Origin of the sequence: Bradyrhizobium sp. i1.15.2 (genome assembly GCF_040548425.1) — a bacterium.
GTDB classification, from domain to species: Bacteria; Pseudomonadota; Alphaproteobacteria; order Rhizobiales; family Xanthobacteraceae; genus Bradyrhizobium; species Bradyrhizobium canariense.
The window spans coordinates 43640-57299 of record NZ_JBEPRQ010000018.1 but is presented as its reverse complement, the minus strand read 5'-3'; the positions used below and the strand labels follow the sequence as shown (position 1 = coordinate 57299).

Genomic DNA, 13660 nt, shown 5'->3' with positions numbered 1-13660 from the left:
AAGAGGGCGCAGGGAAGACCGGGTGCCGGCTGGCACCCGCGGTCCACTGTGCGAGATTGTCGTAAGAACATTGCACAGCGGCATACAGGTGAAGCCTGAACATCCGGCCTTCCCTGCGCAGTGGTTTTACGGCTTTATGTCGCGCTCTCCCCGGGGAGCGATGCACTATTGCCCCCGTCGCCTTGCGGATGGCTGATGCACGCGCCCCGGTTGGGCCGCGACATCACCGCAACGCTTGGCGCACAGACCCCGGGCGCCAGGACCACACGATTTCGCCGTACGCCGATCACACCGGTCGTGTGCGCGGCGGCTTCGCTCACGGTTGCCCGCCCTGCGAAACCCTTCGCGCCGATGTGGCCCACGTCCACCGCCGTCCGGCCCGCGTTCGTGACGATCGCGATACGCCCCTCTTCCTTGGGCCGGAGTGAGGCGAAATATACGTAATTCCGAAATTCGGTAAAGTGGAATATTTTGAGCCACGCGGGTTGACCGGCAGCTTGGGTGTTTTGCCCGACGGGCAACGCGATATCTTGTAGCCCGGATGAGCGAAGCGACATCCGGGATTCCTACCACGAGCTGTCCCGGGTATCGCTTCGCTCACCCGGGCTACGAGACCTACCGGACTGCACGCGAGTCGCGACTAGTCCTCGCTGGACGTCGCCAAGCGATTGCGCAGATGGGCCTGCGACAACAGGAAGAACAATGCGCGCTCGCCATGATATTTGGCGGACGGCCGGGTGCGCTCGAAGCCATCGGCAAATTTCTTGCCGGATTGGTCGCACACCTGCCACCGCCAGCCGAACCGCTTACGCCTGGTGAGGATCACTTCGAACATGCCGACGAGCTTGGCCCCTGCTCCTTGCCGGTCTCGCAGACGCACGAGCCTGCTCCGGCCTCCCCCGTTGGAGTGATGCCCGACATATAACGCGGCAGGATGGAAAGCGAATAAAATTGATTATCGGAAATAGGTATCTTGCACCGGCTGTGAGGAAGTCGCGGCGCCGCCGGAATAAGCCGGCGATGCCGATGTTGATCGGTCCTGCTTGGTAGCGCTGCCAGAGCTGTTCAAATCGAAACACCAAGCAAATCGCAACACCAAACGGAGCAGCGGAGAGCATCTGCTTTCGCACACGGGACTGGCGGTAATACGATATGGGGGATCCGTGCGCTGAATGAGAAGCGTTCACCAGACACGGAGATCAGCGTCGGGCCGCATGCGGCATCACCGCTCAAACACTACCGCGCGACGACTTCCACTTCGCCGTCGACGCCGTTGACGACGTTGAAGCCGCGCTCGTAGACCTTGCCCTCGTTCTTGGCGATGGCGCGGTATTCGCCTTCGGAGAGCACGACGCGCGGAAAGGCGCCGATCGATTCCTTGATGACGTCGCCGCCCGGGGTCAGCACCGACCAGGCAGTGTTGGCGAGCGCTTCGCCGCCCCTGTCGCTGACGAGCTTGAGCGTGATGACGGCGGCGCGGTGGGTTATGGTGACGTCGGTGAGCTTGCTGGCCTGGACGCGGATGTCCGAGCGCACCACCGAATTGGCGTCGCCGTAATTCGAGATGATGTAGTAGGTGCCCTCGGGCAGCAGCACGACGTCACCGGCGGCGACGTTCGGCACCAGGGAGGCGCGCTCGCCGGATTCGAACTGGCTGCCCTTGTAGATCGCGAACGAGATCTGGTTCTGCGGAATGCGGCTGGTGCCGACGCGGCCCTCGATGCGCAAGCCGCCGGCGGGCAGCACGAAGGATTCCCGGTCGGTTTCGGCCTTCAGGCTGACGGTGCGCACCGCGCTGACCAGGCCAAAGGCGACGTGCACGACGTAATTGCCGGGCGGCAGCACGATGTTCGGCGTGGCATTGCGGTCTTCGCGGATCAGCTTGAAGGTGCCATTCTCGTCGGGACGATCGGCAAACACGCGCCAGACCAGACCGCTGGTGATCGGCGGGGTGTCCTTGCCGTATTTCGCCGTCAGCGACAGCACGCCCTGTCCGGGTACGGCCGCGTTGAGCGGCGGGGCGGACGGCACGGTCGTGACCGCGGGCGGCGGCATGCTGGGCGTGGTCGGCTGCAACAGGGTCGGCGGCAGGCTCGGTGGTCCGGCACCCGGGCCGGAGGGCGGCGCCAGGCTGACGGCACCGCCGGGATCGGGCACTGAAGCCGGCGGTACCGGCGGCGGACGATCGGAGAAAAGCTGCGCCTGCGCAGCATTTTGGCCAAGGGTATAGAGGCAGGCAGCAAGGACCAAGGCCGGCAGCAGCGATGCGCTGCGCCGCCATCCGATGATGCCGTCACCCCCGAGAGTCATGCCACCTGCTTTTCACCGAAAACGCGGCAAATTCAAGCCTCTGTCCCCCTGAGAAATACGGCCCGACAGGTTTTGGAACCCGGTTGACGCCTGCGTGATTACCCGAGAGGCAGCCGCGCCTCGCCATACTCCTGCCCCGCGCGCTTCCCAAACCGGCATAAACCATGCTTCGGCCCGGTTCTGGCGGAGCGCGAGTACGGTGCCTAGTCTGATGGCGGGTCCCGGCGTAGGAGAGTTTCGGTGCTGGACATATTGAAGGGTCGGGGTTCGAACAGCGATAAGGTCACCGAGAAAGTCGGCCTGGGCAGCATCCGCCGGCCGGTCATCGGCCTTGCGCTTGGCGGCGGCGCGGCGCGCGGCTTCGCTCATATCGGCATTATCCGGACCCTGCTCGCCAACGGAATCGTGCCCGACGTCGTGGTCGGCACCTCGATCGGCGCGGTGGTCGGCGGCCTCTATGCGGCCGGCCGGCTCGATACGCTGGAAGAATGGGGCCGCAGCCTGCAAGGGATGCGCAACATCCTCGGCTACCTCGACATCCGCCTCAACGGCTCCGGCCTGATCGGCGGCGAGAAGCTGGCGACCCGGCTCGAGGCCGCCTGCGGCCAGAGCCAGATCGAGGACCTCCCGGTCAAGTTCGCCGCCGTCGCGACCGAGGTCCGCACCGGCCACGAGATCTGGCTGACGCGCGGCCGCGTGGTCGACGCGATGCGCGCCTCCTACGCGCTGCCGGGCATCTTCTCTCCGGTCCTGATCGGCGATCGCTGGCTGGTCGACGGCGCATTGGTGAACCCGGTGCCGGTCTCGGCGGCCCGCGCGCTCGGCGCGGAAATCGTCATCGCCGCAAATCTTTCCAGCGACATCTTCACCTATTCGACGACGGTCTATTCGCACGGCGCGATGCCTGAACCGGTGATCCCCGCGGCCGAAGAGCCGCCGTCAAAGCGGCGCTTCCCGAGATTCTTCTCGCCCGAGAAGACGGTGAAGCGCGAGTTCTTCGGCGGCGGCAGCGCCCGGCCCGGCCTCTCTTCGGTGATGGTCGACGCCTTCAACATCATGCAGGACCGCATCACCCGCGCCCGCCTCGCCGGCGATCCGCCCGATATGCTGATCACACCGCGGATCGGCCAATTCGGCTGGTTCGATTTCCACCGCTCCGAGGACCTCATAGCCCTGGGCACCCGCGCTGCCGAGCGTGCGCTGGAGTCCATCCAGGAGGCCATCCACGAGCTGGCGCCGGCGCCCGAGGGCGCCGCGCCCAAAGCCGACCAGCAAGCCTGATCAGGCGGTCTTGATGTAGTCGCGCAGAGCTTCCTGCTCGGACTCGTATTCCTGCACCCGGCGCTTGACGATGTCGCCGATCGAGATCAGGCCGACCACCTTGCCATTGTCGACCACGGGCAGATGGCGGAACTTTCCGGTGGTCATCATCTCCATGAGCTCGGCGACCGTGTCGGTCTCCTTGCAGGTGACGACCTTGCGGGTCATGACCTGAGCGACCGGCTCCTCGAGCGCGCCGGCGCCGCGCTCGCCGATCACCCGCACGATGTCGCGCTCCGACAGGATGCCTTCCAGCCGGCTCTGGTTCATCACCAGCACCGCGCCGATCTTCTTCTCGCCGAGCAGTTTGACCGCGGCCGCCAGCTTCGCGTCCGGCTCGACGCTCATGATCTGGTGGCCCTTGGTGTTGAGAATCGAACGTACCGTCATTGTCGCCTCCCTGAATCGGAACCGTCCGCTGTTCGCGGTCCGGACTTGTTCTTCGAGTCTTCAACTAACAGTTTCAGCGCCGGTTTCACGCTCAGGCGCTTTGCGAAGCATCGCCTCTAGCGGCCTGTCGCTTCGGAACATTCTTCTCGGGAATGATGGATGAATTCGGGCGGCGCCGCAAGCGCCGCTTCAAATGCGGTCTGAAATGTCCCGTGATGACGCATCCGCAGCATCGCTTCGCACGCGCGGCACGGGATCGAACAGCGTGAACAGCAATAGGCCGGCAAGGAAGCCGCCGATATGCGCCTGCCAGGCAACGCTCGTGGTCTCGCTATCGACGCCGATCGCGCCGACGCCGAAGACGATGTTGACGCCGAACCACACCGCGAGGAAGCCGAGCACCCGCCCGTCGCGCAACGCGCGCGACAGCGGCAGCGCCGGAACTCTTGCGGCGGTATCGGCATCCGATCGGCTGAATGACAGGAAGCTGCCGCGAACGAAGGCGAAGCGGATCGCCGCCGCCATCGCGCCCGACACCGAGGCCGAGGCGCCGATCATCGGCGCCACCGCGTGCTCGTGGGTGACGAGATGGGCGAGCGCGCCGGCCGCCGCCGTCACCGCGAGGAACAGAAAGAACCTGATGGCGCCAAAGCGCCGCGCCAGCGCGCTGCCGAACGGCAACAGCCACAACACGTTGAAGCCGATATGGGTGAGATTGGCGTGGAGCAGCGAATAGGTGACGAAGGTCCAGACCTTGGCGCCGGCCCCGCCGGGGATCTCCAGATTCAGCAGCGAGGAATCGTAACGCTTGGGGATGAAACCGAAGACGTCGATGGTCCAGTTCTCGAGCTCCGGCGGCAGCAGCACCCGCAGATGGATCACGGCAAGCAAGAGGATATAGGCCGTCAGCGCGAACGGCAGCGTCAGGATCGGCTCGCGCGGAGCCTCCTCAACGACGGCCGGCACTGCCAGCGAAGCATCTTGCGACGGAGGATCTTGCGGCGGAGAATTTGGCGGGGAATCCAAGGCGGCTTCGCTTTCAGGCGCGATCGGAGCGACAGGCTTGACGACAGGCCTTGGAGATAGTCGCCTTTGCCCGCCCTGCGCAAGTGCACAAAAGGAAAAGGCAGGGCCCTGGGAAAGCCCTGCCTATCCGTGTCGGACTTCCGGTACCCAGAGAGACGGGAATATCCCCACCCCTCCCCGCGGCCGGTGACCAAACTGTTTGACGCCTGTGTACAGGCCTCGCCGAGAACCTGGAGAAAAGCGGCGAAGCTTGCGACCGCGATCACCATAGCAGCGGCGTGGCGCGCGGAAAGCGCATAGTTAACTTAACGTTAACGACGCAAAGGCAGCGCCAGGGACGCCGAAAACGCCGCTGCGGCATGGACGCTGCAAAGCCCCTCCTGCACAACAACACAGGGATTGCGGCTGCACTGAAGCGGGACAGGTTTGTCCCGCGAGGTTGCGCCCCGGGGTAAGCGTTCAGTCATGAAACATCCGTCAAGCCGCGAATTCTTCGCATATTGGAACGAAAAGCGCGGCACTGCGCGGGCGCCAGACCGGGCCGATATCGATCCGGCTGCCGTGCGCGGCCTACTCGGAGACATCTTCGTGCTGTCCTGCGAGCCCCATCTCGGCTTCCCGTTCCGCGTCGCCGGCACGCGCGTTTGCGCGCTCGCAGGGCGCGACCTCAAGGACTCGAGTTTTGCGGCGCTGTTCAACGAGGCTAGCCGCCGCGAGATCGAGGAGATCACGACCATCGTCGCCGACGAGAGCCTCGGCGCAATCGCCGGCGTCACCGCCGCGCGCGAGGACGGCAGCAAGGCGCATCTCGAGCTGCTGCTGCTGCCGTTCAATGCCCGCCCGCATACACCGGTGAGCGTGACAGGCGTGCTCGCGCCGTTCGACGACGAATGCGGCGCCCTTGGCCCGTTCGCCCTCACCTCCTGGCGCTATCTGCACCAGCCGGAAAAACTGCTGCCACGCGCGATCCGCAAGCTGCAAATCGCACGCGGGCTGATGGTGTATGAGGGGCTGCGCTAGCAGTGCACCCTGCTCACGGCATCGCCAGATGCCAGGCACCGTTGAGAAAGCCGTCGCCGGTGACGTCGCCGGGCTTTGTGTCCTTGGCGAAGGTGTAGAGCGGCTTGCCCTTGTAGGCCCACTGCTTCGAGCCGTCGTCGCGCGTGATGACGGTGTAGCCGTCGGCGGCGGCATCGCTGGCCTCGGCTTTCAGCACCGGCCAGTTGGTCGCACACGGACCATTGCAGGCCGACTTGCCGTCAGCATCCTTGTCGAAAGTATAGAGCGACATGCCCTTGGCATCGGTGAGCACGTTGCCTTTGCCGGTCTTGCCGGTCTTGGCCGGCGGTGCCGCGAAAGCAGTGGGAACCAGCGCCAGCGATATTGCGAGCGTGAGCGCGAGGCGGATCGAGGTTGTGGTCATGGTCTCTCCTGTCATGCAATGGGCTTGCATCGATAGGACGCCGCGCGAGCCGTCGTATTCCTGAGATGGCGGCAAAGATATTTTTCGCTGCACGCATCGTCGCATCGGAATAAACTGGAAATGATTGAGACGGAACGACGGATCGACATGAGCAAGCCGCATTGGCGTCCCGGGCGCGCCTCCGATCTGCCGGCGATCAGCACGATCGCAGTGCGGATCCATCCTGATCTGCCTGAACGCCCCGAGGTGCTCGCGGAAAAAATGCGGCTCTATCCCGACGGCTGCCGCGTGCTCGTCGCGGACGACGGGATCGTCGGCTACGGTCTCGCGCATCCCTGGATGCAGCACCGGATTCCCCCGCTCGACGGCTTGCTCGAGCAATTGCCCGACGATGCGGATTGCCTCTATTTGCACGACGTCGCGGTGCTGCCTGATTTTCGCGGCGGTGTCGTGCGCGATTATGTGCTGGCAATCGAACAGCTCGCGCGCGCGTCAGCGATTGCGACGCTCGCATTGGTGTCGGTCTACGCCACGCGGCCGCTGTGGGAGCGTCTCGGCTTTCGGTCCGTCACGACTGATGCGGAGCTGCGGGCAAAGCTCGCGACCTACAGCGACAGCGCAACATACATGCTGCGCGACCTCGCTGCTCAGACTTGATTTCCGAGATAATGCCGCCGGTGAAATCCGGCAGCATCATTGCCGTCCGCGCCGTGCAGCTGCAGTCAGGCGCGATACTTCTTTTTCGTCTTCGGCTTTTTCCCGGGAGCGCCCTTCTCAGACCACGACGTGACCGAGGGCTCAGCATAGCCCGGCTTGTTCTTGTGCTTCTTCTTTTTTGCGAAGGAAGGAGCATCGTCGAATTTCTGCGTACGCTCGCCGTATGGCTTTTCGTGCGATTTGCCGTGTGTCTTGCCGTGTGGCTTGCCTTGCGGTTTGAACCCGCCCGGCTCGCGCGGGCGATCGTCGCGGCGTTCACGATGGTCGCTGTCGCTGCTCTCGCGCCGCGGCGCGTGGGACCGCTCTTCCGAAGATGCCTGCCGTTGCGGCGCATCCGCCATGGACTCGATGCGAATGTTGTCTTCCTTGTCCGGACGCTTGATCTTGGCGGCGAAAGATTCCACGACCCGCTCGGAAATCTCGAACTCGGTCGTGGTGTCCATGATCTTGATCGCGCCGATATCGTTCTTGTCGATGCCGCCACGGCGGCAGATCATCGGCAACAGCCAGCGCGCTTCCGCATTCTTTTTTCGTCCGATGTTGGCCCGGAACCAGACGCTGCCATCGGCCATGCCATGTTTCGACGATTTCCCCGATTTGGCCCGAGCCCTTTCGGGGCGGTCATCGCCACGCGAGGCGCGGACATCGTCGCGCGGAGCGCGCGTATCGTTGCGACCGCGATCCTCGCGCGGCCGGCCAGCTCGCTCGCCGGGATCCATGATGTCTTCGGGCGACGGCAGCCGCGCGCGATAGAGCCGTGCGAGAGACGCGGCGATCTCCTCAGCCGACCGCTCGGCCAATAGCGCCTGCGCCAGCGCCAGATCGTCGGCGGTCGTCTCCTCCGTGAACAGCACGTCTTTCATGCGCTCGTGATCGAGCTTGCGGATCTCATCCGGCTGCGGCGCGGTCCCCCAGACCGCGTCGATGCCCGAGACGTTCAGCAGCATTTCCGCACGCCGCCGCCGCACGGGCGGCACCAGCATGACGCTCGTCCCCTTGCGGCCCGCGCGGCCGGTGCGGCCGGAGCGATGCTGCATGACCTCGGCGTCGTTGGGCAGGTCGGCATGAATGACGAGATCGAGGCTCGGCAGATCGATGCCGCGGGCGGCGACATCGGTCGCCACGCAGACCCGCGAGCGTCCGTCGCGCAGCGACTGCAGCGCCGTGGTCCGCTCGTTCTGCGTCAATTCGCCTGACAAGGCGACCACGGAGAAGCCGCGCTCCAGCAGCGCCGCCTGCAAATGCCGGACGCCATCGCGCGTGCTGCAGAATACCAGCGCGCTCGGCGCCTCGTAAAAGCGCAACACGTTGACGACGGCGTGCTCGGCATCGCCGGGCGCGATCCGGATCGCGCGGTACTCGATATCGGCATGACCGCCTTCGTCGCCGGCGACCTCGATCCGGAACGCCCGCTGCTGATACTGCTTGGCCAGCGCGACGATGCCGCGCGGGAACGTCGCCGAGAACATCAGGGTGCGGCGGGTGTCCGGCGTGGTCTTGAGGATGAACTCCATGTCCTCGCGAAAGCCGAGATTGAGCATCTCGTCGGCCTCGTCGAGCACGACCACTTTCAATTCCGAGATGTCGAGACGGCCGCGGCGCAAATGATCGCACAACCGGCCGGGCGTGCCGACGACGATATGAGCGCCGGCCGCAAGCTCGCGCTGCTCGCGCCTGGGGTCCATGCCGCCGACGCAGGAGACGACGCGCCCGCTCGCATGCTCGTACAGCCACGCCAGCTCGCGATGGACCTGCAACGCGAGCTCGCGGGTCGGCGCCACGATCAGGGCGAGCGGTGCACCCGCCCGCTCGAACCGCTCGGCGTCACCCAGCAGGTCCTTGGCCATGGCCAGCCCATAGGCCAGCGTCTTGCCGGAGCCGGTCTGGGCCGAAACCAAGAGGTCGCGGTCAGCGGCCTCGTCCGTGAGCACTGCGAGCTGAACGGGGGTCGGACGGTCGTAGTTGCGCTCGGCCAAAGCTCGGGCGAGCGGCGCACTCATGGTCGGAAAAGACACGGGATAAACCTTGGTTGGTCCAGGCGCGGAACGTCGAGCCGCGCGACCTGAAGCTGCGTAGGCGGCAAATGGTCCAGCCGCACGCGTGGTGATTTGATTTGGACGCTCTTTACGCCAAGTGCGGGCAAATCACCATGCCTATGACGCATGGCTTTGGCGATGCCGAGAATAAGCTTACTGGCCAGCTCGACCCACTACATCCAGCGTTTTCGAGCCGTTTTGCTGCATATAGCGGGATTTTGGGGCGAGGCTGCAGATTTTCACGGCCACCTCGCTTAAATTATGCGCGGTTGGAGCTGCCGGAGACGCACAACAGGGCTAAGCTCAGGCCGATTGGACTAGGGAGCACGACGATGCGATTGGCAGTCATTTCCGATATCCACGGCAACCTTGCCGCGCTGGAGGCGGTGCTGGCCGACATCAAGGCGCGTGGCGTCGATCGTACGGTCAACCTGGGCGATTGCGTCACCAGTCCGTTGTGGCCGAAAGAGACTTTCGAAGCTCTCGAGGCGCTGTCGTTGCCGACCGTACGCGGAAACCATGATCGCTGGATTGAGGAGTTTCCGGACGACAAGCTCTCGTCCGCAGGCCTGTTTGCGCGCAACGCATTGACTGCGGAGCAACGTCTCGCACTCCACAGCCTGCCTTCCCAAATACGGCTGGACGATGGTATTCTGGCCTGCCACGGCACGCCCGACAACGATACGACATGCCTGCTGGAAGAAACGCTCGACGACGGCCGCTTCGTACCGGCACGCCGCGACGTGCTGGCAATGCGCCTCGCGAGTGAGCCGACGGCGCGTGTGGTGCTGTGTGGTCATAGCCACCGCCAGGCCGTCGTTCACGGACCTCATGACTGTCTGGTTCTCAATCCAGGGAGCGTTGGTTGCCCGGTCTTCGCAGACATTCCCGTTGCCGCAAACCTGGAATACCGCTCGCCGCACGCGCGATATGCAATCCTCACGAAGCGACAAAGGGGCTGGCAGGCCGAACTCTTGGCCCTCGAATACGATTGGGACGCCGCATCGTCCCGTGCCCTCGCCAACGACCACCCGAAATGGGCGCGGGCCATATCGTCGGGATATGTCAAATAGCTGCTGGCATCGCTCGACCCAAATCGTGCCGCACGGAAGAACGGGAGAACACATGGCCGACGGCATTTCGCTTGCCGACAAACTCGCGACTTTTGGGGATTTCTGGTCGCCACGCACGATCACGACCTTCAACGATTGCGACGTGATGGTGGTGAAGGTGAAGGGAGAATTCACCTGGCACAAGCACGATGACACCGACGATTTCTTTCTCGTCCTGAAAGGCAGTCTGGACATCAAATTGCGGGATCGCACGGTGACGCTTGGTCCGGGCGAACTCTATGTCGTGCCCAAAGGTGTTGAGCATCGCCCGGTCGCGCGCGAGGAGGTCCATCTCCTGCTGATCGAGCCGACCGGCACGCCGAACACGGGCGACAGGGCCACCGCCGCGGCCCGCAAGCTCGCATAGAGAGCAACTCGCCCGGCGCAGCCCTAATCCCTGGAGGCCACCAGCCTGCCGAAGCCGCCGGCCAGCCTGGCTCTGGTCCGCGCAACGGTGTCCCTCGCCGCACGGCCCAAGGCGCGGACCGCGCGCCAGGCTTCGGTTGCCTGCAGCCATGCTCTCGCCTCGGTGAACTTCCCATAGGCCCAGGCGAAGGCCGGAATCCGCATCAGCTTGTCACGCGTGAGATGGAACAGGCGCTCGACCAGCACTAGCTTGAGCAGTTCGCCGACGATGAAAGTCACGGCCCCGCTCACGATCTGGCCGGTTGCGGCGAGATAGGCCGCCACGGGCTTGACCGGCTCCAGGATAATGACGGGCACGGAAAACAGGGCGAGCGAGCAATAAGGCGACAGCGATCTGATCCAGCCGCGCAATCGCTTCAATTGGAGATGCCGCTCGATCCAGCGCGAGATTGGCCTCGCCACGGCCATGAAGACCGCATCCACCAGGAAGTAGATGGCGGCCAGGATGTAAGTGACGGGTTTCAGGATCCGCTTCACGATGAACTCTCCCGTGAACTGAAAGCCGAAACCCCGGTCTAAGTTTCACCCCGGCGTGAATAACTCGCGGATTTCCGATGGAACTTTTCGTACACAGGCCCACCGCTCCCGCGGTTCAGATCTCCGCATAGACCTCCAAGAGATTGCCGTCGGGGTCGCGGAAGAACAGCGTCCGGTGCCCGAACGACTGGTTCGTCGGCGGCGACAGCAGGGCCACGCCGTGGCGTGCGAGTTCGTCGGCACATGCATCGACTTCGGCCGCGGACACCTTGAAGGCCAGTTGCAGCGAGGCGCTCCTGTGCGGCACAGGCGCGTCAGTCGCAGTCCGGCCCGGCTTTGCGAGAGCCAACGTGTTAGGGCCCAGGCCGTACTCGATCCAGTTCGCCGACAACTCCCGCAGCACCGGAAATGCGAGAACCTCCTCGTAGAAGCGGCGCATCGCCACCATATCGCGTACCAAGATGACGGTGTAGTCGATCGCACGGATGGAGCTGAAGGGTGAGCGGGTGCGCTGGCCTGGTTCGGTCGTTTGTTCGTTTGTCATCTCGTCCTTCATTCCAAACGCCGGCCCCGTAGCCCGTATGCAGCGTAGCGGAATGCGGGGAGCCGCAGGCGAGAATCCCGGATTGCGCTGCGCTCCATCCGGGCTACGGATCATCTAGCGCAGCAGCCCGCCACCATAGCGCAGCTCGTAAAGCAGCGCGCCATCCTCCTGCGCAATCGTCTCGATGCCGTGGAAACGATCGAGCGAGCCTTCGACCTCGTTACGGTAAACCATGCCGTCCTGCTCAAACAGATGCGGCCCCCGGTACGGCTCCTCCACGGATCCGGCCAGTAGTGCCTGGCGCAGGAATTTGTAGATCGCAAGGAAGGTGTCTCGCCCCGTGATCTCCGCGCGGACGCCCCCGCTGTAGCTCATCGACCAGATGACGCGCCCATCCCGGGACACGGTCTCCTGCCCGACGAAGAACCCCATCCGAAATAGATATCGCGATAGGCATAAGGCGACGCGCGATGCTCGAGCTGCTTGGAGCCTCTGAGCAGCGGAGCGGCCACGGTGGCGTCGTCGTCCAGCCCCGCATAGGTGCGGCGCTTGGATTCGACCAGAAACGCCGCGAGCTCGTGCGGGATCGATGCCATCGCTACTCCACCAGCTCCGGCCACGGCACGATGGTTGACTTCACCGTCTTCATCGCCATCGCATCCCTGACCGCCTGCGCGACGCCTTCTTCCGTGAACGGATAGATCGTCTGCATCTTCAGCCAGGGATATTTGTCACGGGTGCGATAGAGCATGTCGACGCCGAGCGGCAGATCGTTGGCGGTAAAACCCCAGGAGCCCAGCACATTGAGGTCCTTGGTGCAGATGCGGTGCCAGGAGGTCTCGATCGAGCCGGCGTCGGTGAACTGGCCCATCTCGACATAGGTGCCGCCGTCGCGCAGCATCTCGATGCCTTCGGGGCCGGCGGAGGGATGGCCCGAGCAATCCATCACCAGATCGGCGCCGAAGCCGCCGACGATGTCGCGCACGCGGGCGATGCGTGCCTCGGGCGATTTCAGTTCGTCGATGTTCACCGTCGCCTCGGCGCCGAACTCACGCGCGAGCTTGAGCCGCGGCTCCTCCGGCGCACCGACGCAGATGACGCGCCCTGCTCCCATCTCCTGCGCGGCGGCAACCGCGAGAATGCCGATCGGGCCCGAGCCCTGGATCACCACCGTGTCGCCCCAGGTGAAACCACCGGCGCGGCTGGCGCGATTGAAGGCGCGGATGCAGGAGGTCAGCGGCTCCGACAGCGCCCCCAGCCGCAGCGACATGTCGTCAGGCAATTTGTAGATCTTGGTGCCCGGCAGCATATCGAGATCGACATAGACATATTCGGCCCAGCCGCCCCACATGTGAGGCGCCTTGTCGAAGCCGAGATAGCGGCCGTAATAGACCGGCGTCAGGCACTTGTTGGCGACTTGCGGAAAATGGATGCAGTAATAGCAACGGCCGCAGGGCATCAGCGGCGGGATCATCACCTTTGATCCGACCTTCAGCGGCTTGCTCATGAAGTCCTCGGTGAATTCGTCGCCGCATTCGATAATGATTCCGCCGAGCTCGTGGCCGAGCGTGAACGGCCACGGCAGCGGCTTCGGCCAGTGCCCCTTCAAAATGTGCAGGTCCGTGCCGCAGACGCCGCACGCACCGACCTTGATCAGCGCGGCCTTTTTGCCGACCTTCGGCCACGGCACGGTTTTGATGACAGGCTCGCTGCCTGGTCCTGCGTGGGTGCAGACGCGAATCTGGTCCATGGCGTGTCCTCGATGCCCGTCTGTTATGATTGATTGGTGCGGGCTGAGGCGAAGCGTATGTGAGATGCGCGCTGGTGCCAAGCCGCGGTCTCGTAGCCCGCATGAGCGAAGCGACATGCGGGACCAGCG

Annotated in this window: 17 protein-coding genes; 5 read left to right on the top strand and 12 right to left on the bottom strand. The window is 64.3% G+C overall.

Features of this window, described 5'->3' with window-relative positions; all coding sequences use genetic code 11:
* Nucleotides 1-134: 134 nt before the first annotated feature.
* The 3 genes from ABIB80_RS26780 to ABIB80_RS26770 form a co-directional block, all read right to left on the bottom strand.
* The gene (locus ABIB80_RS26780; RefSeq protein WP_219683829.1) at nucleotides 135-557 is read right to left on the bottom strand and encodes a hypothetical protein; all 423 of its coding nucleotides are present in this window, start codon (nucleotides 555-557) and stop codon (nucleotides 135-137) included.
* 83 nt (nucleotides 558-640) lie between these two features.
* Nucleotides 641-880, bottom strand: a complete 240-nt coding sequence (locus ABIB80_RS26775) for a hypothetical protein (RefSeq protein WP_007602597.1) — start codon at nucleotides 878-880, stop codon at nucleotides 641-643.
* Nucleotides 881-1236: 356 nt separating this feature from the next.
* Entirely contained in the window at nucleotides 1237-2310 is a 1074-nt protein-coding gene (locus tag ABIB80_RS26770) for an RgsD C-terminal domain-containing protein (RefSeq protein WP_007602595.1), read from the bottom strand.
* A 240-nt stretch (nucleotides 2311-2550) separates the two neighbouring features.
* Here ABIB80_RS26770 and ABIB80_RS26765 point away from each other — a divergent pair, with 240 nt between their 5' ends.
* On the top strand, nucleotides 2551-3591 hold the full coding sequence (locus ABIB80_RS26765; RefSeq protein ID WP_219683831.1) for a patatin-like phospholipase family protein: 1041 nt from the start codon (nucleotides 2551-2553) through the stop codon (nucleotides 3589-3591).
* Here ABIB80_RS26765 and ABIB80_RS26760 read toward each other — a convergent pair whose 3' ends face one another.
* Together ABIB80_RS26760 and ABIB80_RS26755 are read right to left on the bottom strand one after the other, a co-directional pair.
* On the bottom strand, nucleotides 3592-4020 hold the full coding sequence (locus ABIB80_RS26760; RefSeq protein ID WP_219683832.1) for a CBS domain-containing protein: 429 nt from the start codon (nucleotides 4018-4020) through the stop codon (nucleotides 3592-3594).
* Between the two features lie 189 nt (nucleotides 4021-4209).
* Complete coding sequence (locus tag ABIB80_RS26755) at nucleotides 4210-5046, bottom strand: rhomboid family intramembrane serine protease (RefSeq protein ID WP_473404034.1); 837 nt, start codon at nucleotides 5044-5046, stop codon at nucleotides 4210-4212.
* Between the two features lie 465 nt (nucleotides 5047-5511).
* Between ABIB80_RS26755 and ABIB80_RS26750 the strand changes: the two genes are divergently transcribed.
* Nucleotides 5512-6066 carry a PAS domain-containing protein gene (locus tag ABIB80_RS26750; protein ID WP_354128737.1) on the top strand — a complete coding sequence of 185 codons (555 nt, stop codon included), beginning with the start codon at nucleotides 5512-5514 and terminating at the stop codon, nucleotides 6064-6066.
* Between the two features lie 13 nt (nucleotides 6067-6079).
* Here ABIB80_RS26750 and ABIB80_RS26745 read toward each other — a convergent pair whose 3' ends face one another.
* On the bottom strand, nucleotides 6080-6469 hold the full coding sequence (locus ABIB80_RS26745) for a COG4315 family predicted lipoprotein (RefSeq protein WP_354128736.1): 390 nt from the start codon (nucleotides 6467-6469) through the stop codon (nucleotides 6080-6082).
* Between the two features lie 147 nt (nucleotides 6470-6616).
* On the opposite strand from ABIB80_RS26745, the gene ABIB80_RS26740 reads away from it, so the two are divergent.
* Entirely contained in the window at nucleotides 6617-7126 is a 510-nt protein-coding gene (locus ABIB80_RS26740; protein ID WP_354128735.1) for a GNAT family N-acetyltransferase, read from the top strand.
* Between the two features lie 65 nt (nucleotides 7127-7191).
* Here the strand turns inward: ABIB80_RS26740 and ABIB80_RS26735 are convergent, their stop codons facing one another.
* The gene (locus tag ABIB80_RS26735; RefSeq protein WP_354128769.1) at nucleotides 7192-9186 is read right to left on the bottom strand and encodes a DEAD/DEAH box helicase; all 1995 of its coding nucleotides are present in this window, start codon (nucleotides 9184-9186) and stop codon (nucleotides 7192-7194) included.
* Nucleotides 9187-9554: 368 nt separating this feature from the next.
* Here ABIB80_RS26735 and ABIB80_RS26730 point away from each other — a divergent pair, with 368 nt between their 5' ends.
* Both ABIB80_RS26730 and ABIB80_RS26725 read left to right on the top strand, forming a co-directional pair.
* Nucleotides 9555-10295, top strand: coding sequence for a metallophosphoesterase family protein (locus tag ABIB80_RS26730; protein WP_007602584.1), 741 nt, complete (start codon nucleotides 9555-9557; stop codon nucleotides 10293-10295).
* A gap of 52 nt (nucleotides 10296-10347) precedes the next feature.
* Nucleotides 10348-10701, top strand: coding sequence for a cupin domain-containing protein (locus tag ABIB80_RS26725; protein ID WP_354128734.1), 354 nt, complete (start codon nucleotides 10348-10350; stop codon nucleotides 10699-10701).
* 23 nt (nucleotides 10702-10724) lie between these two features.
* Here ABIB80_RS26725 and ABIB80_RS26720 read toward each other — a convergent pair whose 3' ends face one another.
* The 5 genes from ABIB80_RS26720 to ABIB80_RS26700 form a co-directional block, all read right to left on the bottom strand.
* The gene (locus ABIB80_RS26720; RefSeq protein ID WP_354128733.1) at nucleotides 10725-11237 is read right to left on the bottom strand and encodes a hypothetical protein; all 513 of its coding nucleotides are present in this window, start codon (nucleotides 11235-11237) and stop codon (nucleotides 10725-10727) included.
* Between the two features lie 115 nt (nucleotides 11238-11352).
* A complete protein-coding gene (locus tag ABIB80_RS26715; protein ID WP_354128732.1) occupies nucleotides 11353-11793 on the bottom strand; it encodes a VOC family protein in 441 nt (146 codons plus the stop codon).
* A 102-nt stretch (nucleotides 11794-11895) separates the two neighbouring features.
* On the bottom strand, nucleotides 11896-12186 hold the full coding sequence (locus ABIB80_RS26710) for a DUF5680 domain-containing protein (protein WP_354128731.1): 291 nt from the start codon (nucleotides 12184-12186) through the stop codon (nucleotides 11896-11898).
* Complete coding sequence (locus ABIB80_RS26705) at nucleotides 12153-12377, bottom strand: hypothetical protein (protein WP_354128730.1); 225 nt, start codon at nucleotides 12375-12377, stop codon at nucleotides 12153-12155. The genes ABIB80_RS26710 and ABIB80_RS26705 overlap by 34 nt, the downstream gene beginning before the upstream one ends.
* A 2-nt stretch (nucleotides 12378-12379) precedes the next feature.
* Entirely contained in the window at nucleotides 12380-13531 is a 1152-nt protein-coding gene (locus ABIB80_RS26700) for a zinc-binding dehydrogenase (RefSeq protein WP_354128729.1), read from the bottom strand.
* Nucleotides 13532-13660 lie beyond the last annotated feature (129 nt).

Bases quoted from the DNA above. Each gene is read 5' to 3' on its own strand.
- ABIB80_RS26780 (WP_219683829.1), bottom strand. From the start codon at position 557: ATGTCGCTTCGCTCATCCGGGCTACAAGATATCGCGTTGCCCGTCGGG.
- ABIB80_RS26715 (WP_354128732.1), bottom strand. From the start codon at position 11,793: ATGAAGGACGAGATGACAAACGAACAAACGACCGAACCAGGCCAGCGC.
- ABIB80_RS26745 (WP_354128736.1), bottom strand. From the start codon at position 6,469: ATGACCACAACCTCGATCCGCCTCGCGCTCACGCTCGCAATATCGCTG.
- ABIB80_RS26725 (WP_354128734.1), top strand. From the start codon at position 10,348: ATGGCCGACGGCATTTCGCTTGCCGACAAACTCGCGACTTTTGGGGAT.
- ABIB80_RS26750 (WP_354128737.1), top strand. From the start codon at position 5,512: ATGAAACATCCGTCAAGCCGCGAATTCTTCGCATATTGGAACGAAAAG.
- ABIB80_RS26760 (WP_219683832.1), bottom strand. From the start codon at position 4,020: ATGACGGTACGTTCGATTCTCAACACCAAGGGCCACCAGATCATGAGC.
- ABIB80_RS26740 (WP_354128735.1), top strand. From the start codon at position 6,617: ATGAGCAAGCCGCATTGGCGTCCCGGGCGCGCCTCCGATCTGCCGGCG.
- ABIB80_RS26730 (WP_007602584.1), top strand. From the start codon at position 9,555: ATGCGATTGGCAGTCATTTCCGATATCCACGGCAACCTTGCCGCGCTG.
- ABIB80_RS26735 (WP_354128769.1), bottom strand. From the start codon at position 9,186: ATGAGTGCGCCGCTCGCCCGAGCTTTGGCCGAGCGCAACTACGACCGT.
- ABIB80_RS26770 (WP_007602595.1), bottom strand. From the start codon at position 2,310: ATGACTCTCGGGGGTGACGGCATCATCGGATGGCGGCGCAGCGCATCG.
- ABIB80_RS26700 (WP_354128729.1), bottom strand. From the start codon at position 13,531: ATGGACCAGATTCGCGTCTGCACCCACGCAGGACCAGGCAGCGAGCCT.
- ABIB80_RS26705 (WP_354128730.1), bottom strand. From the start codon at position 12,377: ATGGCATCGATCCCGCACGAGCTCGCGGCGTTTCTGGTCGAATCCAAG.